Raw genomic sequence first — 26,289 nt, 5'->3', positions numbered from 1 at the left:
TTAGTGGTCTCCATCCTTAAAGGTGGCAGCGGAAAGTGGACGCGCTGGCGTTTTCTTCTGACCCGGTCCACCCTCTTCGGTGATATGACCTTCGCCGACAACCGGTCCCTGCTTAATCAGACGCATCATGTAGTGATACCCCACGCCAAACACCGAGCTGTAGACCAGAATAAAGGCCAGCAGGCTGATGCTCATGTGCATATCGCCATGTGCGGAGACCGCATCAATAGTGCGCTGCACGCCATAAACCACCCACGGCTGACGACCGATTTCGGTGGTAAACCAACCAGCCAGAATCGCAATCAGACCCGAGGGTCCCATCAGCAGCGCAAACCACAGGAACGGACGCGACTCATAGAGACGTCCTTTGAAACGCAGCCAGAGGCTGACCACGCCCAGCGTGATCATCAGCAGGCCCAGCGCCACCATCACACGGAAGGACCAGAAAATCACCGTTGAATTAGGTCGATCCTCTTTCGGGAACGACTTCAGCGCCGGAACCTGCTTGTCCAGACTGTGCGTCAGAATCAGACTGCCAAGATAAGGCACTTCCAGCGCATATTTGGTGCGCTCCTGCTCCATGTCAGGAATACCAAACAGAATAAGCGGTGTGGCTTCACCCGGCGGGTTTTCCCAGTGACCTTCAATCGCCGCGATCTTGGCAGGCTGATGTTCCAGCGTGTTCAGACCGTGAGCATCACCAATCATTGCCTGAATCGGCGCGACGATCAGCGCCATCCACAATGCCATGGAGAACATCCTGCGGATGGCAGGATTGTTGTTGCCCTTCAGCAGATGCCAGGCCGCCGACGAGCCGACAAAGAAGGCACTCGCCAGAAACGCTGCCACCGACATATGGAACAACCGGTAAGGGAAAGAGGGGTTAAAGACGATTTTGAACCAGTCCTGCGGAACCACGATGCCATTCTGGATGATGTAGCCCTGCGGCGTATGCATCCAGCTGTTAGAGGCCAGGATCCAGAAAGTCGAAATCAGTGTTCCCAGGGCGACCATGCAGGTGGCAAAGAAGTGCAGACCCGGACCTACGCGATTCCAGCCAAACAGCATCACACCCAGGAAGCCCGCTTCCAGGAAGAACGCCGTCAGCACTTCATAGGTCAGCAGCGGACCGGTGATACTGCCGGCAAACTCTGAGAAGCCGCTCCAGTTCGTCCCGAACTGATAAGCCATCACCAGCCCTGACACCACACCCATACCGAAGTTAACGGCAAAGATTTTGGACCAGAAATGGTAGAGATCGCGATAGGTTTGATCGCGGGTTTTGAGCCACATACCTTCGAGTACAGCCAGGAAACTGGCGAGACCGATGGTGATGGCGGGAAAGATAATATGGAAGGAAACAGTAAATGCGAACTGAATCCTGGCCAGATGAAAGGCATCTAATCCGAACATTGCTTACCTCTTTGCCACATAGAACACCATGTATTTACTTATTATTAACAACTTATGCCTGATGCGCTGACTTCTCTGCGCTTATTGAAATTCCCGCCGCAAATTTAGAACTATTCGCGACGAGGAAACAGAAACAGTGGGGTTAATGAAAACTATAACAGTCTTTGTTGATTTTGATCATTGTTTTTAGTGGGAATTATTTATTTAAAAATAAGGCCTAAAGGTTAATCAGAGCGTATTTATGTGTCGTTAATGTTACGGTATTTGTCACTTTAAAATTTCACATCGGCAAAGCAAATCCTGACTCAAAAAAAGCCTCAACCGGCTGTTTTCAGACGTTATTTTGTTATAAACCCTGATTTAAAAAAGGTCAAACCCGGCAGTGGAAAATTTAAATAATCTTACTTATTAATGAGTTATATCAGTAATTCGCTACCCGCGCCGCTTTGTTTATTTTTTTGCATTACCCTGGCTAATCCAGACCTAAATCCAGGTGAAAAATAGCCAGAGCGGCGCATTTAAGCGCCACCGGAGATGTTAATAAAATGGGTCAAAATGCCGTAATGAATTAACAGCGCTTCCGAAGCAGCCAGTTATTCCGGGCCAGTGCCTGATGAAATGATTTAATAACCAGCAAAAAGGCGAGAAACCCGCTTGGGTTATTTTCGCTGCCGTTAGGTTATTCCGGTTTCAGGGAGTGAAAGGAAAGAAGAACAGATCATAAATCGCCTGCCAGCATCTCCACACTTTCACGACGAGATGGCTGACAGGCGAGGGTTTTACTCAGCTGCAGATTTTTCGCGCTGTGCCAGAATCCGGCTCAGGTTCAGCTCCAGCCAGTCTGCCAGCCCCACAACCTGTTCACTGACTTCACGACCAAGCGGGGTCAGACGATATTCCACGTGCGGCGGTACGACATCGTAAGCGATGCGCTGCACGAAACCATCTTCCTCCAGATAGCGCAGATTCTGCGCCAGCATCCGTTCACTGACGCCACCGACCGCCCGGCGCAATGCACTGAAGCGCAGCGTCTGGTCCTGGAGAGCCAGCAGAATCAGTACGCTCCAGCGGCTGGTCACCCGTTTCAGTACGTCGCGCGACGGACAGTTAACGTTGAGCAGTTCACCACGACTAAATTTTTCACTCAATTTTTCAGACATTTAAGCTGCGCACCTCAAACTAACAATTCTGTAAGTACTTACTAAAAATTAGTTTATATCCTAGTCTGGATTTCACCAACAGCCACAGGAGTCATCCCATGATTGCAGTCACAGGTGCCACCGGCCAGCTGGGCCGAATCGTTATCGATGCATTACTGAAAAAAGTTCCGGCAGCAGAAATCGTTGCCGCTGTGCGTACGCCCGCTAAAGCGGCCGATCTTGCTGCGCATGGCGTGATTGTGCGCCAGGCCGATTATGGCCAGCCAATGACGCTGGAGGCTGCTTTTGCAGGCGTGGATAAGCTGCTGCTGATTTCGGGCAGTGAAGTGGGTCAGCGTGAGGCGCAGCATAAAGCTGTCATCGACGCTGCAAAGGTTGCAGGCGTGAGCTTTATCGCCTACACCAGCCTGCTGCATGCAGATACCTCACCACTGGGTTTAGGTGTTGAACATCGCGCGACAGAAGCGCTGCTGAAAGCCTCTGGCATTCCGTTCGCGCTGCTGCGTAACGGCTGGTACACCGAGAACTACGCCGCCAGCATTCCACCGGCGCTGGCACATCATGCGTTTATCGGCGCGGCGGGTGAAGGCCGCATCGCCTCTGCTGCCCGTCAGGATTACGCTGAAGCGGCGGCTGAAGTGATGACCCGTGACGATCAGGCGGGAAAAGTCTATGAACTGTCCGGCGACGACAGCTATACGCTGGCGCAGTTTGCTGCGGAGATTGCCGCACAGAGTGGTGAGAAAGTCGATTATGTCAATCTGTCTCAGGCTGACTTTGCCGCCGCGCTGACAGGCGCTGGCCTGCCAGAAGGTCTGGCAGAGATGCTGGCAGATTCCGATGCCGGTGCAGAAAAAGGTGGCCTGTTTGATGATTCGCGTCAGTTGAGCAAACTGATTGGTCGCCCGACCACAAGCTGGCAGTCGGTGATCCGCACAGCACTGGCGAACCATTAATCCAGCTCTCTCTGAGCGGGCAACCTGGCCCGCTCAGTTCTCACTCCTGCCCTGATTTACGTTGCGTATGCCATTTTCTGCACCCTTTGCGGTTGCGGTTTTTTTTACAAAATGTGAATAAATGCCAGTTTTCTTCAGCTTAAATTTTTTTATTCGTGTCGCTAAGAGATTCATCCGAAATGCGTTTTTTGTGAAATTCGCTATATTTGGTTGAATTGACTGGAATTTATTAAAAAAGCTCGATTAATCGACAATTTTTATTACGTTCATAGATATTCTGCATTGTTGTTCCGCAGGATGAGAGGTCTATAATTTCTCCTTTGTGCAACCACGACCGCTCAGGAGGCCGTTATTAATACCCATCGCCAGCAACAAAATGCACTTGAAGAGGTTCGTGCCGGGGCGGAAGTTGAGTATCAATACGATCCCCATGAACTGAAACTGGATCGCATGCAGGATTCTGAACCGGAACCGGAGCTGATTGAAGGCTTACCGGCGCCGGATGCGCTCACCCCTGCCGATCGTTATCTGGAACTGTTTGAACATGTCCAGATGTCGCGGATTTTCGAGGACAGCAAAACCTTCCCTGACTGTTCGCCTAAGTACGATCCGCTGGATGTGCTGATGCGCTATCGTCGACAGAAACGCAGCAGTGATTTCGACCTGTCACGTTTTGTTGCCGATCACTTTTATCTGCCTGGCGTAAACGAAAGTTTTTATGTCTCCAACCCGGATAAATCGCTCAACGAGCATATCGATGACCTGTGGCCGGTTCTGACCAAAATGCCGCAGCAACATATGCCGCACTCCTCGCTGCTGCCCTTACCTAAACCCTATGTGGTACCAGGCGGACGCTTTGGCGAAACCTATTACTGGGATTCCTACTTCACCATGCTGGGGCTGGCGGAATCGGGCCGTGATGACCTGCTGCGTCACATGGCAGATAACTTCGCCTGGCTAATTGATAACTATGGCCATGTGCCAAACGGCAACCGTACTTATTATCTCAGCCGTTCTCAGCCACCGGTGTTTGCGCTGATGGTCGAGCTGTTTGAAGAGGATGGCGTGCGCGGTGCGAAGCGCTATCAGGAACAGCTGATGAAGGAATATCAGTTCTGGATGGATGGTGCCGGCTCACTGATGCCAAACCAGGCCTATCGCCACGTCGTGCGGATGCCAAATGGCTCACTGCTGAATCGTTACTGGGATGACCGCGATACGCCACGTGATGAGTCATGGATGGAAGATGTCGAAACCGCCCGCGAATCTAAACGTCCGGCCAGCGAAGTCTATCGTGACCTGCGTGCTGGTGCGGAGTCGGGCTGGGATTACTCCTCACGCTGGCTGCGTAATCCGAAACGTCTGTCGAGTATCCGTACCACACAGTTTATCCCTATCGATCTGAACGCGTTCCTGTACAAGCTGGAACTGATGATTGCCACCCTATCGCACGCCAAAGGCGAAGAGCTGACGGCGCTGGCGTGGCAGAAAAAAGCGGAAACGCGGAAACGTGCTATCACTCGTTACCTATGGGACAGCACCGCTGGTGTATTCCGCGATTACGACTGGCGTCGTGAGCGTTTTGGTGCTTTTACCGTTGCCTCGGTGGTTCCGCTGTTTGTGGGTCTGGCGACGCCGCATCAGGCGCACCTGCAGGCAATCTCACTGCGTCATCTGCTGCTGAGTAACGGTGGCCTGCTGACTTCAATGGTGGAAAGTGGTGAGCAGTGGGATCGTCCTAACGGCTGGGCACCGATGCAGTGGATGGCCGTTGTTGGCCTGAATAACTATGGTGAAGAGACGCTGGCAAGTGAAGTCGCGGTAAACTGGCTTAATACGGTTAATAACTTCTATCAGCTGCATCACAAGCTGGTCGAAAAGTATGACATCAGCGGCGAACGTGCGCGCCCCGGCGGCGGCGGCGAATACCCATTACAGGATGGCTTCGGCTGGACGAACGGCGTCACGCGTAAGCTGATGACGATGTATGGGCATTTAATGGCTGACTGAGTGTTGCAGCCTGCAAATCACTAAAACGCAAAAAGCCGGGCAATCCCCGGCTTTTTTCGTGCAGGCTTTCTGACACTACTTCTTCGCTTCAGCGCCCGGCTGTGACGCACGTTGCAGGAACTGCTGAGTCACTTCCGGCAGATGCTGCAGCAGCCACTCCGCCATGGCCACTTCCTGATCGCGGATCTCGTTGAGGATGCGCACGCCCTGCGTATCGCCTACCTGCTCCGCCGCGGCGATCAGGCTGGTGTAGCTGGCGATTTCAGCGTTCTCAAAAACGTAACCACTGATGGCACCCTTCACCACTTCATCTGAGTTAAACATACCGCCAACCGCCTGGCCGGTCGCCGCCATTTTACCCATCGCATCTTTCATCACAGAGTGATCGATACCGTGGCTGTCGAGCAACTGTTCCAGCAGGGTCAGCTGGTGCTTAGTCTCTTCCAGATGTTGTGCCAGACGCTGTTCCAGCGACGGATAGTGTTCAAGACGGCCTGACATCTTGCTCAGCATGCTTTCTGCCTGCTTTTCCATCGCATGCGCATCGCGCAGCCAGTCATGATAGTGTTCAATCGCAGTCATGTGTTACTCCTTAAGAGACAGTAATAGCTTCGGCTACCGAGGTGAGTTTCTCATCCGTTTGTTTCTCTTCATCCAGGGTCGCGGCCAGCAGCTCTGCCGCTTTGGTATAACCCAGCTTCAGCGCCAGCGCATGCAGCGTACCGTAAGTAGCAATCTCATAGTGCTCTACTTTCTGCGCTGCACCGATCAGGCCCTGATCGCGGATTTCGCCCTTTTCGACCGAGTCAATAATTTCCTGGGCCTCTTCAACCAGACCTTCAAGCGCATGGCATTTCATTCTTTTGATTTTGACTTCGGGTGTCACCTCTACCAGTTCATCCAGTCGTTCAATCTGAGCACGGGTCTCTTCCAGGTGCTGATTGAACGCAGCAATAAGGTTTTCGTCACTGGCTGCGCGCGCCATTTTAGGCAATGCACGGGTTATCTGTTTCTCAGCGCTGTATACATCGGATAGGTCGTGGATGAACAGATCGTTTAACGTTTTCACTGTCATAAGATAGCCTCATTGATTAAAAAGCTGCGTCGTTAATAACGCAACGGCAGTCATGTCGTTGACACCTGAAAAGTCTAGTGGAGATTATTAATATCGCACGTTTCATCAGTCTGAATTTAAGACAGAAGTGGCATGTAAAATGCATTTTCCTTTTCACAGCAGTCATTTAGCGGATAAAAGTTTTTATAGCTACGGCTTCGCTAGTCAGGTGGAATTTGTACAAATCGATAAATCTATGTATAAATTTTTTCAGATTGTGTGCATAAAAAAAGCGCCATTCAAAACTTAGTTGTACAGGATTTTATTAATCGGTATAAGTTTAAACGATAGAAAATAAAAAAACCGGCAGGGAAAACCTAACCGGTTTAATTAACGGTGTCTCTCTGTGCCGATGATAAATCAGCGACATAATTCAGGAGGTAATTATCTTGCAGGCAAATAAAAAGAGAATCTGTACAGCCTGGTAAACGCACCAAACTGCCGTTAAGGCAGTATGAAAAGCGTTTAGCTTCTGCGGCTTACCTTACCTCCCTTACGCCCGGCTTCAATGGCACGTTCGGGATCGTTTTTAAAGTTCCCGCCGCTTTTCTGGCCGCCTTTTCGCCCTGCTTCCGCAGCACGCTCTTTGTCGGCTGCAAAATTTCCGGCCCCACCACGATATTGAGTCATTCTGTGTTCCTCTTTGAAATTAAAATCAGAATGTGCACAGTTAATGCTTCATCAGGCCGATTCAGCAACATAAATGTAGACAGAAAATCGGACCGATCAAGCGAGAAAAATAAAAAATCCTTCACACTACCCCATTATTGGTAGCACAACCCTCACTCGCAATGGTAACGCATTTCAACTATCGCTCAGTACTATTTAAAAAAGGGCTACGGCGTAAAAAAAGATTGCTTACAAAAATCGCCGCGCCCTATTAATCGATCATTTTCGAAAAATGTCCAATTGAAAAAATAGTAACCGAAGCGGCACCAGGATAGCTTCACCAATAATAGTTAGTGAAGATGATCAATAAACGATCAATTTCCCTAAGCGAAGCGCTAAATACAATTTACCTCTTTTGTTTAGCGCTCAAAATTAAGCGAGACGCAAGGCTTTGAGCTTACCTGCTGAAAATAGCTGATTTCGATCGATAAATGATCAATTGTACTGATTTAATGAAAATTTTGAGCTGAATGACACGCCATGACAGATGCAAATATTCAGGCGCAAGCGAATCGATAGTTTGCGGTTAATCCGCAGATGAACATTCGGTTTTCGGAATAGTACTAAAAAGTGTTTTCTGTGGGAAAACGCATAGGTTTGGATGTCCTGTAGACGATCTGTTGTGAAACATAATGGAGGGAATCAGGCAGAGTCAGTCAGGTAAGAGTGTATATCCGTGGCCGTGCAGGGCAGATGTCTGGCAGAATCAGAGAGGATCAGATATGGCGGCATCAAAGGCGACACCCCGTTTCCCCTTTTTCTTGATGCGATACATTGCTTCATCAGCACGTGCCAGGGCGGTATCAAAGTCATCTTTTACCTCGACCTGGGATACGCCCACTGAAGCGCCTATATGCGCATGCCCGTTAGCCAAATCAAAAGGAGTAAGTACCGCGTCGAGGCAGGCATGCGCCAGCTGTCTGACCTGCGGATGGTTTAGCGCAAACGGCAATAGCAGGATGAACTCATCGCCGCCGAGCCGGCCAATGGTCACTTCTGCTGGAGAAAGCTCAGTTAATCGCTGACTTAACTGAATTAACACTTCATCACCGCTGCGATGCCCCAGCGTGTCGTTAACGTGTTTGAAGTTATCCAAATCAATAAAGGCCACGCAGAGTGGACCCTGCGCTTTCATTTCACAGAAATCATTTTGCAGGGCATGGCGGTTGTTAAGCAATGTGAGGGGATCGTGCAGCGCCAGCAGGGCAAGCTGTTCTTCATATTGCTTCTCTTTAGTCATGTCAATGTGAGTGCCAATGACTTTAACCGGCTCGCCGTGCGCGTTCCACTCACTGACCCGCCCCCGATCCAGCACCCACGTGATACTGCCATTTTTGGCAATCATGCGATGCAGCGCTTCGTAGTAAGGCGCTCTTCCGGCGATGTGATCGTTAAACGCCCGCAAAACTTCGGCGGCATCGTCGGGATGAAGGCTCTCTTTCCAGGACTCAAACGTGGCATCTGTCTCTTTCGGCTGGAAGCCCAGCATCGCACCCCAGCGCCGGTTAAAGATCACCAGTTTGCCGCTGGGAATATCGAGCTGCCACAGGAACAGTCCGGTGCCATCCAGCGCCGCGTTGAGTTTTGTTCGGGCGTCATGTGCTATACGCTTCAGACGCGCATTATGCTTTTTCAGGTTCTGTATCTGCAGACGCAGCGCTTCTTCTGACATGACCGTGAGAGAACTGTAAAAAGGGCTATTGTGCCTGTCAGGGTGATTCTGTAAAGAGTGGCGAATAAAAGACGATTAGCCGCGGTCAATTGCAGGCTGGACAGCACATCAGGCGGTGCGGATCTGGCAACACAGCACAGAGGCGAAGCGCCAAATTGGTTTCGCCGTGAAATCTGTTTGCTTTGCTCCAGCGTTGGGAAACGAAATGCGCCGGACAGAAGTGAATTTCGGGAATGTCAGGGAGTCTGGCGAACCTTTCGATAACGGGTTCGCCTCAGAACGCAAAAACCCGCCAGAGGCGGGTTCTTTAAATTTGGTGCCCGAACCCGGACAAAAATGTCGGGAGCATTTTTGCATCGCGCGTCAGCGCGACCCGGAGGGCGAGCCACTGGATGTGGCGAGTGTATCGAACCTTCGATAACGGGTTCGCTCCAGAATGCAAAAACCCGCCAGAGGCGGGTTCTTTAAATTTGGTGCCCGAACCCGGAATCGAACCAGGGACACGGGGATTTTCAATCCCCTGCTCTACCGACTGAGCTATTCGGGCAACGGGGCGCATTAAACCAAAGCGGCCCGGCAGCGTCAAACGCTTTTCACCAAAATCACATCGACTGGCGGCTTTTCCATCAACTTAAATATCGGGTTTGACCCGGCGCAAAAATCTCGCGGTCGGATGAATAAATTTCACTCAGCGGAGCGGTAAAAGCTGCATTGTGCCGCGATTTTGCCGATATAGCATGCGAGACCCACACTAATAATAAGGATCGCCATGTTTTCCACCATTACATCAGGTATCGCTTCTCGCCACGGCTGGCAGAAGCGGGCACACTCAGCGGCCACGCTGAGTTCGCTCAACGGCTCCATTGCCATGGTTGAGTTCTCCCCCGATGGCACCATTCTCAGCGCCAATGCGCTGTTTCTGGCGCGCATGGGCTACACGCTGACGGAGATTGAAGGCCAGCACCACAGTCTGTTTTGTACGCCGGAACAGCTTCAGTCTCGGGACTACCAGGATTTCTGGCTGCGGTTGAATCGGGGCGAAAGCTTCAGCGATAAATTTCTGCGCATGGCGAAAAACAGTCGCCCAATCTGGCTCGAAGCCAACTATGTGCCGGTGCAAAACCGCCATGGCCGGGTGATTAAAATCGTCAAACTGGCCACCGACATTACAGGTCATATCAACGATGCACAGGAGCAGCGCGCCATCACCACCGCCATTGAACGGTCGATGGCGGTGATCGCCTTTAACCTCAAAGGTGAAGTGCTCAAAGCCAACGACAACTTTCTTAAAACCATGGGCTACCGTCGTGAGGAAGTAGAAGGAATCCACCACAGTCGCTTCTGTTCGCAGGCTGTACGCGACAGCCGCGAATATAGCGCGTTCTGGCAGCAACTCAACCGGGGTGAATTTGTCTCGGGTCAGTTTCCCCGGGTGAATAAACAGGGCGAGACGGTCTGGCTGCGCGCCACCTACAATCCGGTATTCGACGAGCAGGGCCGGCTCTACAAAATCGTCAAATTCGCCACGGATGTGACGGCACAGGTGGAAAAGAATCAGCAGGAGCATGATGCGGCGCAGCGGGCTTATCACACCGCAATGCAAACGGATGAAAGCACAAAGCTGGGTGCCGATGTCATCGCCAGCAGCGTGCAGACCATGAATGCGCTGGCGGGTGAACTGCAGGGGATCTCCGGTGATATTACCGGCCTCAGTGAGTCCTCCGATCGTATCGGCGCGATTGTGGAAGGCATCCGTCGGATAGCCGATCAGACTAACCTGCTGGCGCTGAATGCCGCCATTGAAGCGGCGCGGGCCGGCACCCATGGCCGCAGCTTTGCGGTGGTGGCTAACGAAGTCCGCACGCTGGCAGCCAACATTAACCGCGCCACTACCGACATTGAAAACCGGATTCAGCAAAATCATCTGCTGGCCAGCCGGGCGCTGAAAGGTATTGAGTCCAACCTGAAACGTGCCGACCAGGGCGTACAGCTGGCTCAGGAGGCGGGCGGCGTGATTGCAGAAATCCGTGAAGGCGCAACGGACGTGGTGCGCGCCATCGGACAGGTCACCAAAACGCTTAAAGTCTGATGCTCTGCGGGGGCCTTCGCCCCCTTTTTTACGGTGTGGCCTGAGCGGGTGCTTCTGGCACCGGCGGAATAAAGATATGGTCCAGAATATCCCGCATCACGGGCGCAGCCGTTACCCCTTCCCCGCCACCATTTTCCAGAATTAACGCCACCGCCACTTTCGGATCATTAAACGGCGCAAAGGCGGTATAGAAGATATGGTCACGCAGCCGCACCGGAATCATCTTCGCGTTATAAGTCTGGTTCTGACGCAGGCTGAAAACCTGCGACGTCCCGCTTTTTGCGGCGATGCCATAAGGTGCCGTATGGAAATATTTATAACCGGTGCCGTCAGGCGCGTTAGCCATGCCAAACATCGCGTGACGCACCAGTGACCAGTAAGGTGAGTGAGGATCGCCAATCTGTGCTTCGCGCAGCTGCGGATGGTAGTTTTCAACCAGCGTGCCGCGCTGGGTTTTCTCCAGCAGATGTGGTGCGATAACCCGACCGTTGTTAATCAGCGCGACCATCGCTTTCACCATCTGAATCGGCGTCGCAATCCAGTAGCCCTGACCAATACCGACGGAGACCGTATCGCCCTGATACCAGGCCTTTTTATGCACCTTCTGTTTCCACTCGCGGCTCGGCAGCAGGCCGTTATACTCCTCATTCAGGTCGATGCCGGTCGATTTACCATAGCCAAACTGGCTGAGCATGGTGTGAATCCGGTCAATGCCCATCATAAACGCCACCTGATAGAAGAAGGTGTCGGCAGACTCTTCTATCGCGCGAGTGACATCCAGCATGCCGTGCCCGGTTTTCTTCCAGTCGCGATAGCGCCGGTCCGTCCCCGGCAGCGTCCAGGTCGGCGCACCAAAGAACTGCGTCTGTGGCGTAATCACATGGGTCAGCAGCGCCGACATCGCCATATAAGGCTTCACCGTCGAGGCGGGCGGATAGAGTCCCTGTGTGACGCGGTTGATCAGCGGCAGGTCTTTATCCTGCAGCAGCTTTTTGTAGGCCTGATAGCTGATGCCTTTCACAAACGGATTCGGGTCGTAGCTGGGACTGGAAACCATCGCCAGCACAGAGCCGTCGTGCGGATCCTCAATCAGCAGCGCCGCACGCTGCCCCGCCAGCAGGCTCTCCACATACTGTTGCAGATGCAGATCCAGCGTCAGCGTCAGGTTTTTACCCGCGACCGGCGGCACCTCTTTCAGCACGCGCACAATGCGGCCATGGTTATCCACTTCCACTTCCTGATAACCCGGCTTGCCATGCAGCTGCGCTTCGTAATAGCCCTCAATCCCCTGCTTGCCGATGTTGTGGTCCGCCGCATAGTTTTCGGCAATACCTTCCGCATTCAGCCGCTTGTAGTCGTTATCGTTGATTTTCGACACATAACCGATCACATGAGCGAGATCGGCCCCATAGGGATATTCACGATCCTGGTAGGTCTCAATGCTGGCACCGGTAAAGCGGAACTGATTCACCGCAAAGCGGGCGACCTGCTCTTCGGTCAGCTCTTCTTTCAACACGACCGGTTTGTAACGACTGGTCTGCTTCAGCGCTCGGCGAAAGGTGTCGATTTCATCGGGTGTCAGATTTACGATCGGCGTCAGCGCCCGCAGCGTGGCGTCCATATCGGTGATTTTATAGGGCGTCAGCGTGATGGCGTACCAGCTGACGTTGCGCACCAGCGGAATCCCATTGCGGTCATAAATCAGCCCACGCGTTGGGGCAATGGGGATCATTTTGATGTCATTCTGGTTGGAGCGCGTCTGGTAGTAGGCATGGTCGCGCACCTGCAAGCGAAAAAGGTTTACGCCAAGAAGGGTGAAACAGAAACAGACCAGAGCAAAGGCGATTGCGGCGCGACGGGCAAACAGCTTCTCTTCAGCGTCGAAGTTACGAAAGTTCATCAGGGGGCATTATCAGGAGATTAATTATTATCTGTTGTTGGGCACCATGATAAAGCGCGATCGCAGGCGTGCCAGCGCGAAGATGCACAAGCCTCGGCAAAAGTGTGTCATTTAATGTGAATGTTACCGGGAAAGCGAGGCGGGAAACTCAGATCCTCCGGCTAAGGAGGATCTGAACAGGCGATCGGGCAGCAGGCGGGAATCGTCACCCGCCGCATGCATTAATCACCCAGCAGGACAGACTCCAGCGCAATCCTGATCATGTCGTTGAAGGTTGTCTGACGCTCAGCAGCCGTCGTCTGCTCGTGTGTACGGATATGGTCTGATACGGTGCAGATGGTCAGCGCTTTAGCGCCAAACTCAGCGGCCACACCGTAGATACCCGCAGCTTCCATCTCAACGCCGAGGATGCCATATTTTTCCATTACGTCGAACATCTGCGGATCTGGCGTGTAGAAGAGATCGGCAGAGAAGATGTTACCGACCCGCACTTCAACACCCAGATTTTTTGCCGCATCAACCGCGTTACGCACCATGTCGAAGTCAGCAATCGCCGCGAAGTCGTGATCTTTGAAACGCATACGGTTCACTTTGGAATCGGTGCAGGCACCCATCCCGATCACGATATCACGCAGTTTTACGTCAGCACGTACGGCACCACAGGAGCCGACACGAATGATCTTTTTCACGCCGAAGTCCGTGATCAGCTCTTTGGTGTAGATGGAGCAGGAAGGGATACCCATTCCGTGCCCCATTACAGAGACTTTACGGCCTTTGTAAGTACCGGTGTAGCCCAGCATGCCGCGCACGTTATTTACTTCAACCGCGTTTTCCAGGAAGGTTTCTGCGATGTGTTTTGCGCGCAGCGGATCGCCAGGCATCAGTACGACGTCTGCGAAATCGCCCATTTCAGCATTAATATGTGGGGTTGCCATTGTTTAATCCTTATTAAATTGCTGATTTACAGCATGTTCTTGCCATAGTCCATCTCGGACAGGCCAAAATAGTGTGCAATTGTCTGACCAATATCGGCGAAAGTCTCGCGGTATCCGAGTGAACCCGGCTCCACTTTCGGTCCGTAGATCAGAATCGGAATGTGCTCACGCGTGTGCTCCGTGCCTTCCCAGGTCGGATCACAGCCGTGGTCAGCGGTCAGGATCAGAATGTCATCTTCGCCAACCAGCGCCATCAACTCAGGCAGACGACGGTCAAACAGCTCCAGCCCGCCCGCATAACCGGCGACATCGCGACGATGTCCCCAGGTGGAGTCGAAATCAACGAAGTTGGTGAAAACAATCGCCTGATCCGGCGCGGTTTTCATCTCCTGAATCGTCGCGTCAAACAGCGCATCCAGACCGGTCGCTTTGACCTTTTTGGTAATGCCCTGCTCAGCATAGATATCGGCGATTTTACCCACGGAGATCACGTGACCGCCCTTCTCATCCACCAGCTTTTTCAGCATGGTGGCGGATGGCGGCTCGACCGCCAGATCGTGACGGTTACCGGTACGCTCGAACTGACCCGCTTTGTCACCCACAAACGGACGGGCGATCACGCGGCCAATGTTGTAGCCCCCTTCGGTCAGCTCTTCGCGGGCGATTTCGCACAGCGCATAGAGCCGCTCAAGACCAAAGGTCTCTTCGTGACAGGCGATCTGGAATACGGAGTCCGCAGAGGTATAGAAAATCGGCTTGCCGGTTTTCATATGCTCTTCGCCCAGCTGATCAAGGATCACCGTACCTGAAGAGTGGCAGTTACCGAGATAGCCCGGCAGGTCGGCGCGTGCTACCAGCTTGTCCAGCAGTTCCTGCGGGAAGCTGTTCTCTTTGTCACTGAAGTAGCCCCAGTCAAACAGCACCGGTACACCGGCGATCTCCCAATGGCCTGACGGCGTATCTTTACCTGACGAAAGCTCGCTGGCGTATGCGTACGCGCCGGTGATTTTTGCCTCAGGATCCAGACCCGCCGGGAAGCGGCCGGTCGACAGCTCGGCGGCTTTACCCAGCCCCAGCGCGGTGAGATTAGGCAGATGTAAGGGACCTTTACGTCCCTTGTCTGCCTCACCGTTAAAACAGGCTTCGGCGATATGACCCAGGGTATCTGAACCTGCGTCGCCGAATTTATCGGCATCTTTACTGGAGCCAATTCCAAAGGAATCGAGAACCATAATAAAAGCACGTTTCATGCAAGTCTCCTGCGCATTGGCGCGTGACAAGTCAAAAAAAAGCGATCAGATCAGTATACCCGAATGCATCGCGGCTGGCATCGGTTACTGGTCAGTTAGCTGAGATTGCTCACACGGCGATAGACAACTGGCGTCTCTGCCGGTGCTGAATCCCCGAGCACCAGCGCAGCTTTAACCGCTGCGGCGGCCTGCTGCCATTTGTCTTCGCTGCTGGCGTGAATCATCGCCAGCGGACGCTGTGCATCGGCACGTTCGCCCAGGGTAATCATGTCGCTCAGGCCGACGCTGTAGTCGATGCTGTCGCTGGCACGCTGACGTCCGCCGCCCATCGCCACCACCGCCAGGCCCAGCGCACGGGTATCCATGCTGCTGACGATGCCTGGCTGGTCGGCATAAACCGGTTTACTCAGCATTGCCGCGGGCAGATAAGTGTCATAGCGTTCGACGAAATCAGCCGGTCCCTGCTGGGCAGCGATCATGCGGCCAAACACCTCAGCCGCCTTGCCGTTATCCAGCACCGTCATTAGCTTCTGACGCGCGTCGGCGTCGCTGGCGGCCAGTTTGCCGGAGATCAGCATTTCGCTGCAGAGCGCCAGCGTCACTTCCAGCAGGCGCGGATTGCGCTGTTCACCGGTCAGGAAGCGCACCGCTTCGCGCACTTCCAGCGCGTTACCGGCTGACGAGGCAAGCACCTGATTCATGTCCGTCAGCAGCGCGGTGGTCTGGCAGCCTGCGCCGTTGGCAACGCCCACAATCGACTGCGCCAGATTTTCTGAGGCTTCATAGGTTGGCATAAATGCGCCGGAACCCACTTTGACATCCATCACCAGCGCATCCAGTCCCTCGGCCAGCTTCTTCGCCAGAATCGAGGCGGTGATCAGCGGAATGGAATCGACGGTGGCGGTGATGTCACGCGTCGCGTAGAAGCGCTTGTCCGCCGGGGCCAGCCAGCTGGTCTGGCCGATAATCGCCACACCGACCTGCTTAATGATCTCGCGGAAACGATCATCACTGGGGAAAATATCGAAGCCCGGAATCGCTTCCAGTTTATCCAGCGTGCCGCCGGTATGCCCCAGACCACGACCGGAGATCATCGGCACATATCCGCCGCAGGCGGCGACCATCGGCCCTAACATCAGCGACGTCACATCGCCGACGCCGCCGGTCGAGTGCTTATCCACCACCGGCCCGTTAAGGTTGAGTGATTTCCAGTTAAGTACCGTACCGGAATCACGCATCGCCATCGTCAGCGCAACCCGCTCCGGCAGTGTCATATCATGGAACCAGATAGTCATTGCCAGCGCGGCAATCTGACCTTCAGAGACGGTGTTATCACGCACGCCGTTAATGAAGAAGCGAATCTCCTCTTCAGTCAGCGCCTGGCCGTCACGTTTTTTGCGAATAATTTCTTGTGGCAGGAACAAAGTAGCCCCCTGGTTCAGGGAAATCAGGATGGAGAACAGGCGGTCAGCGACCGCCTGAAGGATCAGTAACCCGCTTTACTGGTGTCGCTGTCATGACCCAGGGTGTTGAGCAGGCTCGCCAGCAGGCTTGATGCACCAAAACGGAAATGGCGCGCATCGGCCCAGTCGGCACCCAGCGTCTCTTCGGCCATCTGCAGATAGATCGCAGCATCTTCAGCAGTGCGCACGCCGCCCGCCGGTTTGAAACCAACCTGCTGGCTGACGCCTTTGTCACGGATCACATTCATCATGATCTGCGCCACTTCCGGCGTGGCGTTAACCGGTACTTTACCGGTGGAGGTTTTAATGAAGTCGGCACCCGCATCAATGGCAATCTCAGAAGCCTGACGGATCAGCGCTTCTTCTTTCAGCTCACCGGTTTCGATGATGACTTTCAGCAGCACGTCCGCTTCAGCGCAGGCGGTTTTACAGGCTTTTACCAGATCGAAACCAATCTGGCTGTTACCGGCGATCAGCGCGCGGTACGGGAAGACCACATCCACTTCATCCGCACCGTAGGCGATGGCGGCGCGGGTCTCTGCCAGTGCAATATCGATGTCGTCATTACCGTGCGGGAAGTTGGTCACCGTAGCGATGCGGATCTCCGGCGTACCCTGCTCCCGCAACGTTTTACGCGCAATCGGAATAAAGCGCGGATAGATACAGATGGCGGCGGTATTGCCTGCCGGGGATTTAGCCTGATGACACAGGGCGATCACTTTTGCGTCGGTGTCGTCGTCATTCAGGGTGGTTAAATCCATCAGTTTCAGGGCGCGCAGGGCAAGAGGTTTAATATCGGTCATGAGGCTCTCCAAAGGATCGGGGTGCAACCCACCGGCTTGCCGGCGGAATGTTATAATAATAACACTCAGAAGCGGCCTGATATGTGCCAGCAGTCACATAGGGATAAGAAATTAGTGCAATCGTGCCACACTCCCTGTGACAAAAATCGCAGATAACAGCGTTTAGTGGCCATTATACGCCAGTCGGCCCAATGTTACTATTATCACATTTAAGCGCAGATGAGGCAGATCCGGTCAGTTATGCAGCGCCGGGAAAGCGGGATCGAGCTGGAAGAGTTGCTGGCTGTTGTGCCACAACGCATCGGCAATCTCTTCGGGTGACTCCTCTCGCAGGCTGCAGAGCACCTCCCACACCTGACGCGCCCGTTCAGGGCGGTTTGGCTGGCCCTGAAAGCCCTGCAGCGGCATATCGGGTGCATCGGTTTCCAGTAGCAGCGACGAGAGCGGCAGTTGCGCCACGGTCTGACGGGTTTTGCTGGCGCGTTCATAGGTAATGGTCCCGCCAACGCCAATCGCATAACCCAGCTTAATAAAGGCCTGCGCTTGTTGCAGGCTGCCCGCGAAACCGTGCACCACGCCACAGCGCGGCAGATCGTGACGACGCAGAATCTGTGCCAGCTTGTCATGTGTACGGCGTGAATGAAGGATCACCGGCAACGCATAACGCTTTGCCAGCTTAAGCTGCGCTTCAAGAAAGCGTTGCTGCTTATCAAACTGCGGATTGTCGCGATAGAGATCCAGTCCGATCTCACCGATCGCCACCAGCTTACGTGGCCGCTGTTGCAGTAAGGTTTCCAGTTGCCCAAGATGCGCCTCAACGTGATTTTCAATGACGATGGGGTGCAGGCCCAGCGCCGCGTAAAGCGGCGAGTGGTCAGCAGCCAGCGCGCAGACGCGCTCAAACCGGCTGGCATCGATTGCCGGAATGATAATCTTCTCTACACCCGCTTCCGCGGCGCGCGCCAGGCTGTCGGCAGCATCCCCTTCGAAAGGCGGAAAGTCGAAATGACAGTGCGTGTCGATAAACATCATGCCAGCGATCCTTTGTCATAATCTGCATCATTGTCCGCCAACGGCGGCGTGATAATCAATCGGGTATCCGGTGCATTGGCGACCGGCGCAGGTGGCGTAACGATGCGCGTTGAGCTCATCGGTTCCGCATCGCTCAGCCACTGGCCCAGCGTGGCGAGGAAATAGCGGCCACAGCGCCGTCCCAGATGATAATCCTGATTCAGCGCGGCAACACGGCTGCCAAGGGCACTGCTGGCCAGCACATGCGGCGGGAAGATTTCGATAATGCGCAAATCGTCGGGCGGATTCTCGATAAACTGCTGAATTTCGCGATAGCTCTGCTCATGCTTATTCAGCACGTTGATCATCGGCTGTAGTGCCCCGGTGCTGAGCCAGCGCTCCATCCGCTTAAACCATTTCGGGGTATAGAACATCTGCGACGGCACGGTGCGGATCACTACAATGGTATCGGCCCCGCGACGGGCGGCTTCACGCACCGGAATGGCATCGCTGATGCCGCCATCGAGATAGCTTATCCCTTCCAGATTGACGCCCAGCCGGTAAAAACCGGGAATGGCACTGGAGGCTTTAATCAGATCCAGCCAGTTGTCGGCGGTGGGAGTAAAATAACCGGGCGTATAGTCGTCGCTACGGCAGGCGCACATATAAAACTCCCGGCCGCTGGAGAACAGCTGTTCCGCGCTGCTCATCGCCAGCGGAAATTCACTGCGGGTAATATCGATCAACCAGTCGAGATCGATCAGATTACCTCCGCGCACAAAACGCAGCGGATCAAAAAAGAGTTTACTGGTGGTATAGCGGGTAATCACGCGACGGGCGTAGCCGGGCTGACCACAGACAAAGGCAGAGAGATTTTGTGCACCGGCAGAGGTGCCGAGCATCAGTTGAAAAGGGTTGAATCGGGCACGCTGAAATTCGTCTAATACGCCTGCGGTGAAAATACCGCGCTGACCGCCGCCTTCACAGACCAGGGCTATTTTCTGAGCTTTGAAGGGTGTCAGGGCCAGAGGTTCAATGACGCCGAGTGTGACGGGAATGCGTATACCCACTGTGCGAACCTCATCAAAGGGTTCCGGGTATGCTGGAGGATGGGTCCGTTAAAAACAGCAGCATTCCGGAGAACCAGTCATCTATTCCTTTAACCGGCAGGCCAGCTAAACTGGCCTGCCATCGCAGCGATGTGAAGGTGTCCCTCTCTTCACGTCAGTCGCTGCAGATGACTGGTCTCCGCTCTATGCTTTGCGTTGCATTACACTGCAGGACTCATCGGCTAAAGCTTTTTACGGCCGGTAAACAGGCTGATGAGGAACAGGATAATACCAACGACGAAGACAACTTTAGCTGCCCATGCTGCTGTGCCCGCTAAACCGCCAAAACCTAACGCTGCAGCGATCAGTGCGATCACCAGAAAAATAATGCCCCAACGAAACATAAGCCTCTCCTTACCCTATTTAAATTCGAACTGCTTATTTCATCCCCGGATGGGTCTCTTTTATTTGTGCGGCCACAACCGTGACCGCACGCAAGCTTAAGATTTAACCGTCAGGTCATTCTTAACGCTTTTTACGCCTTCAATGGCTTTAGCGATGCTTTCTGCACGATCTGACTGTGCCTGAGTAGCAACATGCCCTGAAAGCTGAACAACACCGTCGGTAGTCTCAACTTTTACGTTGCGCGACGGAACAATGTCATCTGCTAATAGCTTAGCTTTAATTTCGCTGGTTGTAGCAGCATCGCCGGCATAACCTTTCACTGAAGAGGTTTTGCTGTCTCTGACGTGTAGTTTGTCGCTGACGGATTTAACACCTTCGATTTTCTGCACCACAGCCACAGCCTTTTCAGCCTGATCCTGTGAGGTGACGAAACCACTTAAGGTCACGACGCCGCTATGCGTTTTTACCGAGATATCCGTACTTTTAATTGCGTCGTCATCCACCAATGCCGCTTTGGCTTTAGCGGTGATGCCGCTGTCATCCATATAACCATCGACTTTTTTCATAGAACTATCGATTTTCGAACCCGCGCTGTCGGCTGTCTGTGACGCTTTCTGAGAAAGCGATTCGTCGGCCAGTGCGCTACCACTGATCAGTGCTGAACCAATCATGGCGGCCATCAGGGTTTTAGCAATCTTAGTCTTGTTCATCGATATCTTCCTTCTATCAGTTAACTCACCCAAAACTGTGGGCGAAACAGAGGCACAGGTGCCGCTGCGTTACAGGACGTAAGGACAAGAGAAGTCTCTTCCGCCGTCCGATAAAATAATCATAGACGGCATTTTGCGATTTGCCTGGCTAACTGGTTGATCACACGTCAAAACAGAAGAAAAACGGGGTTTTTAGGAGGAGTCTGGAGTGGGAAAATCAGGGCCATTCCCTGCTGGAATGGCCCGGAAACAGGCGATTAGTGCTCGCGTGTTTTACGGAAACGGACGTCGGGATAACGTTCCTGCGTAATATTCAGATTCACCATGGTTGGCGCGATATAAGTCAAATTATCACCGCCATCGAGTGCCAGGTTAACTTCGTTTTTACGCTGGAAGTCCTCAAACTTTTTAGCATCGTCACATTCAACCCAGCGCGCCGTTGAGACGTTAATCGCTTCGTAGATCGCTTCGACGTTATATTCGCTTTTCAGACGTGCCACCACCACATCGAACTGCAGTACCCCGACCGCGCCCACGATCAGATCGTTATTATGCACCGGACGGAACACCTGCACTGCACCCTCTTCCGACAGCTGAACCAGCCCTTTCAGCAGCTGTTTCTGCTTCAGCGGATCGCGCAGACGAATACGGCGGAACAGCTCTGGCGCGAAGTTCGGAATACCGGTGAACTTCATATTTTCACCCTGCGTAAAGGTGTCGCCGATCTGAATGGTACCGTGGTTATGCAGGCCGATGATGTCGCCAGGATAGGCTTCTTCCACATGGGAACGGTCGCCCGCCATAAAGGTCAGCGCATCGGAGATGATCACATCTTTGCCGGTGCGCACCTGACGCAGCTTCATCCCTTTTTCATACTTACCGGAAACCACACGCATAAAGGCGACGCGGTCACGGTGTTTCGGGTCCATGTTTGCCTGGATCTTAAACACGAAGCCGGTGAACTTCTCTTCCTGCGCTTCCACGGTGCGGGTGTCGGTCTGACGTGGCATCGGACGCGGTGCCCAGGAAACCAGGCCATCCAGCATATGATCCACGCCAAAGTTACCCAGCGCGGTGCCGAAGAAGACCGGCGAGAGTTCGCCGCTCAGGAACGCTTCCTGCTCGAACTCGTGCGAGGCACCCTGCACCAGCTCCAGCTCTTCACGCAGCTGTGCCGCCAGATCGTCACCCACTGCGGCGTCGAGATCCGGGTTGTTCAGCCCCTTCACGATGCGCACTTCCTGGATGGTGTGGCCTTTACCGCTCTGGTAGAGGTAGGTCTCATCTTTGTAGAGGTGGTAAACCCCTTTGAACAGCTTGCCGCAGCCGATAGGCCAGGTGATCGGTGCGCAGGCGATTTTCAGCTCGCTCTCTACCTCATCCAGCAGCTCCATCGGATCGCGGATGTCACGGTCAAGTTTGTTCATAAAGGTCAGGATTGGCGTATCGCGCAGACGGGTCACTTCCATCAGCTTGCGGGTACGATCCTCGACGCCTTTCGCGGCATCGATCACCATCAGACAGCAGTCTACTGCGGTCAGCGTACGGTAGGTATCTTCCGAGAAATCTTCGTGACCTGGGGTATCCAGCAGGTTTACCAGGCTATCGCGGTAAGGAAACTGCATCACCGAGGTAGTGATAGAGATACCACGCTGTTTCTCCATCTCCATCCAGTCCGACTTGGCGTGCTGGTTAGAGCCACGGCCTTTTACGGTACCGGCGGTCTGGATAGCCTGTCCGAACAGCAACACTTTTTCGGTAATGGTGGTTTTACCGGCATCCGGGTGCGAAATGATCGCGAAGGTGCGGCGGCGTGCCACCTCTTCTAAAAAGGGATTAGACATGGAATTCTTCTCAATAGGCAGCGCAACGTACTGGCGCTGCTGATAAATCATGGTGGCCGGCAGAACCTTACCGGCGGGTAAACGGTGCCAAAACGACCTTTCATCGTTGGCGGGTCAGCGCGAAGTTACATTGGCGTGAAGTCCGGTTACCTGGTCAGCTTTAAGGCGGCATAGCATACAATATTTTGCGCGCGCGGCCTACAGGGAAGGGGGCGTGATTTCGCAGGCCAGGAATCGGAGAACAGCGGATGCGGCAACAGAGTCGGGCGGGTCTGCACCCGCCCCACTCTGTTATCCCAGTACCTTTCTGACACAGGCTTTGAAGATCTGCACACCAATCTCCAGCGAGCTGAGATCAAAATGCATATCGGGATGATGCAGTCCTGGCGTCAGGTTGGTGCCCAGCCCCCAGAAGCCCGCTTTCACTCCCGGACGCTTCACCGGATAGTAGAAAAAGTCCTCGCTGCCTGGCGTGGTTCGGGTCGGCAGTGCACCCTCTTCGCCCAGCACCTCAACGATGGCGGCGCGGATCACCGCCGTCGCCTCATCATCAATCTCGGCAGCCGGCATCTCTTTCAGCACGCGAACCTCGGCGCTGGCTCCCAGTGCCGCCACGCTGTGGGTAATGGCGCGCGTGACCTGCTCTTTCAGCTGCGTCATCGGCCCGTTCTCCTGCGAACGCAGATCCCACACCACGCGGGCTTCATCCGGCACCGAGTTGGTGTCACCGGCATCGCACAGGAAGCGGGTCGCTTTGACGCTCCAGGTCAGGCCCGGTGACAGATGGAGGGCATTGACGGCCTGAACCGCCTGTACAGCGGCATCCAGTGCATTCACGCCAAGATGCGGACGCGCCGCATGGGCGGGCTGGCCCTTAATGGTCGCTTCCAGCGTGCTGCAGGCGGAGTAGAGCACCGCAGGCACCGCCTGGCCAACCACACACTCTTCCAGCGGACGCAGATGGAAGCCCAGAATCATCTCCACATCATCCAGTGCGCCACCTTCGATCATTGAGAGCGCACCGGCACCCAGCTCCTCGGCGGGCTGGAACAGAATCTTCAGCCGGCCACGTTTCACCGTGCCCTCCTGCAGCAGCGCCGATGCCGCTGTCAGCACCACTGAAGAGTGACCGTCGTGGCCACAGGTGTGGCGCGCACACGGCACGCCATCAATGATATGCCCCAGCGCATCCATATCCGCGCGCAGCGCCAGTACCGGCCCCGGTACCCCGCTGTCGATCTCCGCCACAATGCCGGTGGTGTTATTGATGTTGCGCGTCACCTTCAGGCCCGCTTTCTCGAGCTGATCGGCGATGTAGGCCGAGGTCTTTACCTCCTGAAAACCCAGCTCCGGAATTTCGTGCAAATAGTGATAATGCTCTAATACCTTAGTCACAGCGTTACTCCTGAATAAACAGACGCATAACAGACATTGCGATCAGCGCGTTGATGATGCTCACCAGCATCAGCAGCGGCCAGTATTTTTTGGGCACATCGGCCACGCCCAGCAGCCGTCCCATATATTGCAGCTGCGATCCCATCAGGAAAATCGCCGGCGCCAGAATGGTGATATCCGCGCCGGTCAGCAGTCCTTTGGTCAGCAGGCTTACCGCCACGCCCGTGCCCGCCGACGAGGAGAGCCAGGCGGTGAGCAATACTGTAATCGCCTCGCCCGGCAGGCCGAACAGCCCCATCACCGGCGCAAAGACATGCCCGAGAAACTGCATGATGCCGAGCAGATTCAGTACTTCTGCCAGCACATAGGCCATCACCACATTCGGCATCAGGTTGTGAATGGCAATGTGAAAGCCTTTGCGCGCGCCGGTCACAAAGACATCAAAGGGATTTGCACGGGTTGCAACTTTATTTTCCATCGACGAAATCCTTTTTATAAACACTGTTTAACACAGCGCGCGTTATCGCCGCACCGACAAATTTCAGCACGAACATTAATAGCAGCGGAATAATAATTGGCAGCGTCATGGAGGCGAACAGCGCTGAACCGATGGCGAAGTAATTATTGATTAATCCGGCACCGGAATATTGCCAGGCACTCATCACCACCAGCTCTTTTTTACCAATCTGTTTCTGGTCAGCCATCTCTTTGGTTAATGCTGCGCCCGCGTCGGTGCTTTGCAGATCAGTGATTAACGCCAGACCGCAACGACCCGGCAACCCCATCAGCGGCTTAAGCAGCGGCGTCAGCAAGCGATGTGCCGCGCGAATCGCGCCGTAATGCGTAAAGATTTCCAGCACACCCAGCGCCAGCATTACCGTGGGGGTCAGCGACAGGGCAAACAGGAAGCCCGCTTTGGCGCTGAGTCCGCCTGCACCGAGAAAGGTATTGCTGGCGGGATCTTTCATGGTGCCGAAGCTGCCGCCCAGCGTAGTGAAGTCAAACGCACCCAGCCATTTAAGGCCCTCGACGTTATAAAACAGCCCTGAAAAAAACAGAATGGCAAAAATTAATGCGATATAACTGCCTTTAGTCGCCGTCATTTTTACCGGATTAACCACACTCTCTTCTGACATTATTTTCTCCTGATAACATGGCCTGCCGCCCGTTCCCTGCCGTGACAAGTTTCAATATATGGAACTCAGTTCTAAGCAGGATTTATGCCAGAGCCGCTAAGAGAAAGGTTGTTAACGCTTTATTTCCCGACACAGCACGTTTAATCAACGCCATGACTCTTATCAGTCTCTGAAAATTATTTTTCAGACCACAACGTGATATTTCCGGGACGGCATCAGATTGGCGATATTTCGTCTGCTTAAGCAACTTGTTGCACCAGCAGAATAACCATTGTCCGCACTATCATGGTGCTGATCCCCCTGACGTTATTGCCTGATGTTGCGCGATACAGAATGAGAATTGGTCGCATTCAATTTCCGAAATAATTCTATTTAAATCAACCAGATAAATTGACTTATTTTGCGTAAAAGGCTTCACTTTACTAACATGTATGATGCATAATTCACCGCATCTACCTGTTTATTTAACATCTTCTTAAAAGGACTCGGCCATGCTGACTGCTGAAATGACTGGGCGTTTAAACGACCAGCTGAACCTGGAATTTTTCTCTGCCAATCTTTATCTGCAAATGAGTGCCTGGTGCAGCGACAAAGGCTTTGAGGGTGCCGCTTCCTTCCTGAAGATGCATTCACGCGAAGAGATGCAGCATATGCAGCGTCTGTTTGATTATCTGAGCGATACCGGCGCGATGCCGGTGCTGGGCACCATCGCTGCGCCACCGGTTTCTTTCACCTCACTGAATGAAATCCTGCAGCAAGCGCTGGAACATGAGCAGCTGATCACCAGCAAAATCAATGAGCTGGCACATGCCGCTATGACGTCACAGGATTACTCTACCTTCAACTTCCTGCAGTGGTATGTTGCCGAACAGCATGAAGAAGAGAAGCTGTTCAAAACTGTGCTGGATAAACTGGCGCTGGTCAGCAACAGCGGCAACGGTCTGTTTCTGGTTGATAAAGATCTGGGCCGTATGAGCACCGAGAACCACGCAGAATAATATCTTTCAGGTCGGTTCAGACTGCTGACAATTCCCTGGTGCGCTTTCAGGAAGCAATGATAAAGCTTAAGTAGCAGGGAATACGGTCAGAGGAGGAAAGCGTCCCGCGCCCTGGACAAAAACGCCGGGAGCGTTTTTGAACAGCGCAAAGCGTTGGCCCGGCAACGGGCGCACCTCAGGGATGAGGTGCGTACTAAAAACGCCGGGAGCGTTTTTGAACAGCGCAAAGCGTTGGCCCGGCAACGGGCGCACCTCAGGGATGAGGTGCGTAATCGCGCGGGTCGAGCATGTCACGAACTGGCCTTAG

General features: G+C 53.7%; 23 protein-coding genes and 1 tRNA gene. 4 read left to right on the top strand and 20 right to left on the bottom strand.

Annotated elements, in window-relative coordinates; genetic code table 11:
• A complete protein-coding gene (locus F3I44_RS05600) occupies nt 1–1,413 on the bottom strand; it encodes a cytochrome ubiquinol oxidase subunit I (protein ID WP_013359002.1) in 1,413 nt (470 codons plus the stop codon).
• 779 nt (nt 1,414–2,192) lie between these two features.
• The gene (locus F3I44_RS05595) at nt 2,193–2,573 is read right to left on the bottom strand and encodes a helix-turn-helix domain-containing protein (protein ID WP_033784031.1); all 381 of its coding nucleotides are present in this window, start codon (nt 2,571–2,573) and stop codon (nt 2,193–2,195) included.
• A 98-nt stretch (nt 2,574–2,671) separates the two neighbouring features.
• Between F3I44_RS05595 and F3I44_RS05590 the strand changes: the two genes are divergently transcribed.
• Together F3I44_RS05590 and treF are read left to right on the top strand one after the other, a co-directional pair.
• The gene (locus tag F3I44_RS05590; RefSeq protein ID WP_150019337.1) at nt 2,672–3,529 is read left to right on the top strand and encodes an SDR family oxidoreductase; all 858 of its coding nucleotides are present in this window, start codon (nt 2,672–2,674) and stop codon (nt 3,527–3,529) included.
• Between the two features lie 351 nt (nt 3,530–3,880).
• Nucleotides 3,881–5,539, top strand: coding sequence for an alpha,alpha-trehalase TreF (gene treF, locus F3I44_RS05585; protein WP_150019336.1), 1,659 nt, complete (start codon nt 3,881–3,883; stop codon nt 5,537–5,539).
• Nucleotides 5,540–5,614: 75 nt separating this feature from the next.
• On the opposite strand, the gene F3I44_RS05580 is transcribed toward treF, so the two are convergent.
• The 5 genes from F3I44_RS05580 to F3I44_RS05560 form a co-directional block, all read right to left on the bottom strand.
• On the bottom strand, nt 5,615–6,121 hold the full coding sequence (locus F3I44_RS05580) for a ferritin-like domain-containing protein (RefSeq protein ID WP_150015695.1): 507 nt from the start codon (nt 6,119–6,121) through the stop codon (nt 5,615–5,617).
• Between the two features lie 10 nt (nt 6,122–6,131).
• Nucleotides 6,132–6,614, bottom strand: a complete 483-nt coding sequence (locus F3I44_RS05575; protein WP_150015696.1) for a ferritin-like domain-containing protein — start codon at nt 6,612–6,614, stop codon at nt 6,132–6,134.
• Between the two features lie 504 nt (nt 6,615–7,118).
• Complete coding sequence (locus F3I44_RS05570) at nt 7,119–7,283, bottom strand: general stress protein (protein WP_004571242.1); 165 nt, start codon at nt 7,281–7,283, stop codon at nt 7,119–7,121.
• 745 nt (nt 7,284–8,028) lie between these two features.
• Nucleotides 8,029–8,994, bottom strand: coding sequence for a sensor domain-containing diguanylate cyclase (locus F3I44_RS05565; RefSeq protein ID WP_150019335.1), 966 nt, complete (start codon nt 8,992–8,994; stop codon nt 8,029–8,031).
• 471 nt (nt 8,995–9,465) lie between these two features.
• Nucleotides 9,466–9,541 (bottom strand) — tRNA-Phe (locus tag F3I44_RS05560).
• 222 nt (nt 9,542–9,763) lie between these two features.
• Between F3I44_RS05560 and F3I44_RS05555 the strand changes: the two genes are divergently transcribed.
• Nucleotides 9,764–11,083 carry a PAS domain-containing methyl-accepting chemotaxis protein gene (locus tag F3I44_RS05555; RefSeq protein ID WP_150019334.1) on the top strand — a complete coding sequence of 440 codons (1,320 nt, stop codon included), beginning with the start codon at nt 9,764–9,766 and terminating at the stop codon, nt 11,081–11,083.
• Nucleotides 11,084–11,111: 28 nt separating this feature from the next.
• Here the strand turns inward: F3I44_RS05555 and mrdA are convergent, their stop codons facing one another.
• From mrdA to F3I44_RS05490, 13 genes are all read right to left on the bottom strand, one after another.
• Complete coding sequence (mrdA, locus tag F3I44_RS05550) at nt 11,112–12,983, bottom strand: penicillin-binding protein 2 (RefSeq protein ID WP_150019333.1); 1,872 nt, start codon at nt 12,981–12,983, stop codon at nt 11,112–11,114.
• A 221-nt stretch (nt 12,984–13,204) separates the two neighbouring features.
• On the bottom strand, nt 13,205–13,918 hold the full coding sequence (gene deoD / locus F3I44_RS05545; RefSeq protein WP_150019332.1) for a purine-nucleoside phosphorylase: 714 nt from the start codon (nt 13,916–13,918) through the stop codon (nt 13,205–13,207).
• Between the two features lie 26 nt (nt 13,919–13,944).
• Nucleotides 13,945–15,168 carry a phosphopentomutase gene (gene deoB / locus F3I44_RS05540; RefSeq protein WP_033784036.1) on the bottom strand — a complete coding sequence of 408 codons (1,224 nt, stop codon included), beginning with the start codon at nt 15,166–15,168 and terminating at the stop codon, nt 13,945–13,947.
• A 95-nt stretch (nt 15,169–15,263) separates the two neighbouring features.
• Complete coding sequence (deoA, locus tag F3I44_RS05535; RefSeq protein WP_150019331.1) at nt 15,264–16,592, bottom strand: thymidine phosphorylase; 1,329 nt, start codon at nt 16,590–16,592, stop codon at nt 15,264–15,266.
• Between the two features lie 62 nt (nt 16,593–16,654).
• Complete coding sequence (gene deoC, locus F3I44_RS05530; RefSeq protein WP_150014700.1) at nt 16,655–17,434, bottom strand: deoxyribose-phosphate aldolase; 780 nt, start codon at nt 17,432–17,434, stop codon at nt 16,655–16,657.
• 234 nt (nt 17,435–17,668) lie between these two features.
• Nucleotides 17,669–18,466: a TatD family hydrolase gene (locus tag F3I44_RS05525; protein ID WP_150019330.1), complete on the bottom strand. Its 798-nt coding sequence runs from the start codon at nt 18,464–18,466 to the stop codon at nt 17,669–17,671.
• Nucleotides 18,463–19,515, bottom strand: coding sequence for a patatin family protein (locus F3I44_RS05520; RefSeq protein ID WP_150014704.1), 1,053 nt, complete (start codon nt 19,513–19,515; stop codon nt 18,463–18,465). Before F3I44_RS05520 ends, F3I44_RS05525 begins: the two co-directional genes overlap by 4 nt.
• A gap of 221 nt (nt 19,516–19,736) precedes the next feature.
• A complete protein-coding gene (locus tag F3I44_RS05515) occupies nt 19,737–19,898 on the bottom strand; it encodes a DUF1328 domain-containing protein (RefSeq protein ID WP_003848537.1) in 162 nt (53 codons plus the stop codon).
• A 96-nt stretch (nt 19,899–19,994) separates the two neighbouring features.
• Entirely contained in the window at nt 19,995–20,609 is a 615-nt protein-coding gene (gene osmY, locus F3I44_RS05510) for a molecular chaperone OsmY (protein WP_150014706.1), read from the bottom strand.
• A gap of 257 nt (nt 20,610–20,866) precedes the next feature.
• Nucleotides 20,867–22,453, bottom strand: a complete 1,587-nt coding sequence (prfC, locus tag F3I44_RS05505; protein WP_150014708.1) for a peptide chain release factor 3 — start codon at nt 22,451–22,453, stop codon at nt 20,867–20,869.
• A gap of 291 nt (nt 22,454–22,744) precedes the next feature.
• The gene (locus F3I44_RS05500) at nt 22,745–23,848 is read right to left on the bottom strand and encodes a M20 peptidase aminoacylase family protein (RefSeq protein ID WP_150019329.1); all 1,104 of its coding nucleotides are present in this window, start codon (nt 23,846–23,848) and stop codon (nt 22,745–22,747) included.
• A gap of 4 nt (nt 23,849–23,852) precedes the next feature.
• On the bottom strand, nt 23,853–24,326 hold the full coding sequence (locus tag F3I44_RS05495; RefSeq protein ID WP_150014712.1) for a YjiG family protein: 474 nt from the start codon (nt 24,324–24,326) through the stop codon (nt 23,853–23,855).
• Nucleotides 24,316–24,984, bottom strand: a complete 669-nt coding sequence (locus tag F3I44_RS05490; protein ID WP_150014714.1) for a nucleoside recognition domain-containing protein — start codon at nt 24,982–24,984, stop codon at nt 24,316–24,318. Before F3I44_RS05490 ends, F3I44_RS05495 begins: the two co-directional genes overlap by 11 nt.
• 491 nt (nt 24,985–25,475) lie before the next feature.
• Here F3I44_RS05490 and ftnA point away from each other — a divergent pair, with 491 nt between their 5' ends.
• Nucleotides 25,476–25,982 (top strand): non-heme ferritin, encoded by a 507-nt coding sequence (gene ftnA / locus F3I44_RS05485; RefSeq protein WP_033733871.1) that lies wholly within the window; start codon nt 25,476–25,478, stop codon nt 25,980–25,982.
• Nucleotides 25,983–26,289: the final 307 nt, after the last annotated feature.

Origin of the sequence: Pantoea sp. F_5 (assembly GCF_008631595.1) — a bacterium.
In the GTDB taxonomy this organism is placed as follows: Bacteria; Pseudomonadota; Gammaproteobacteria; order Enterobacterales; family Enterobacteriaceae; genus Pantoea; species Pantoea gossypiicola.
This window is presented reverse-complemented; position numbering and strand designations above follow the sequence as displayed.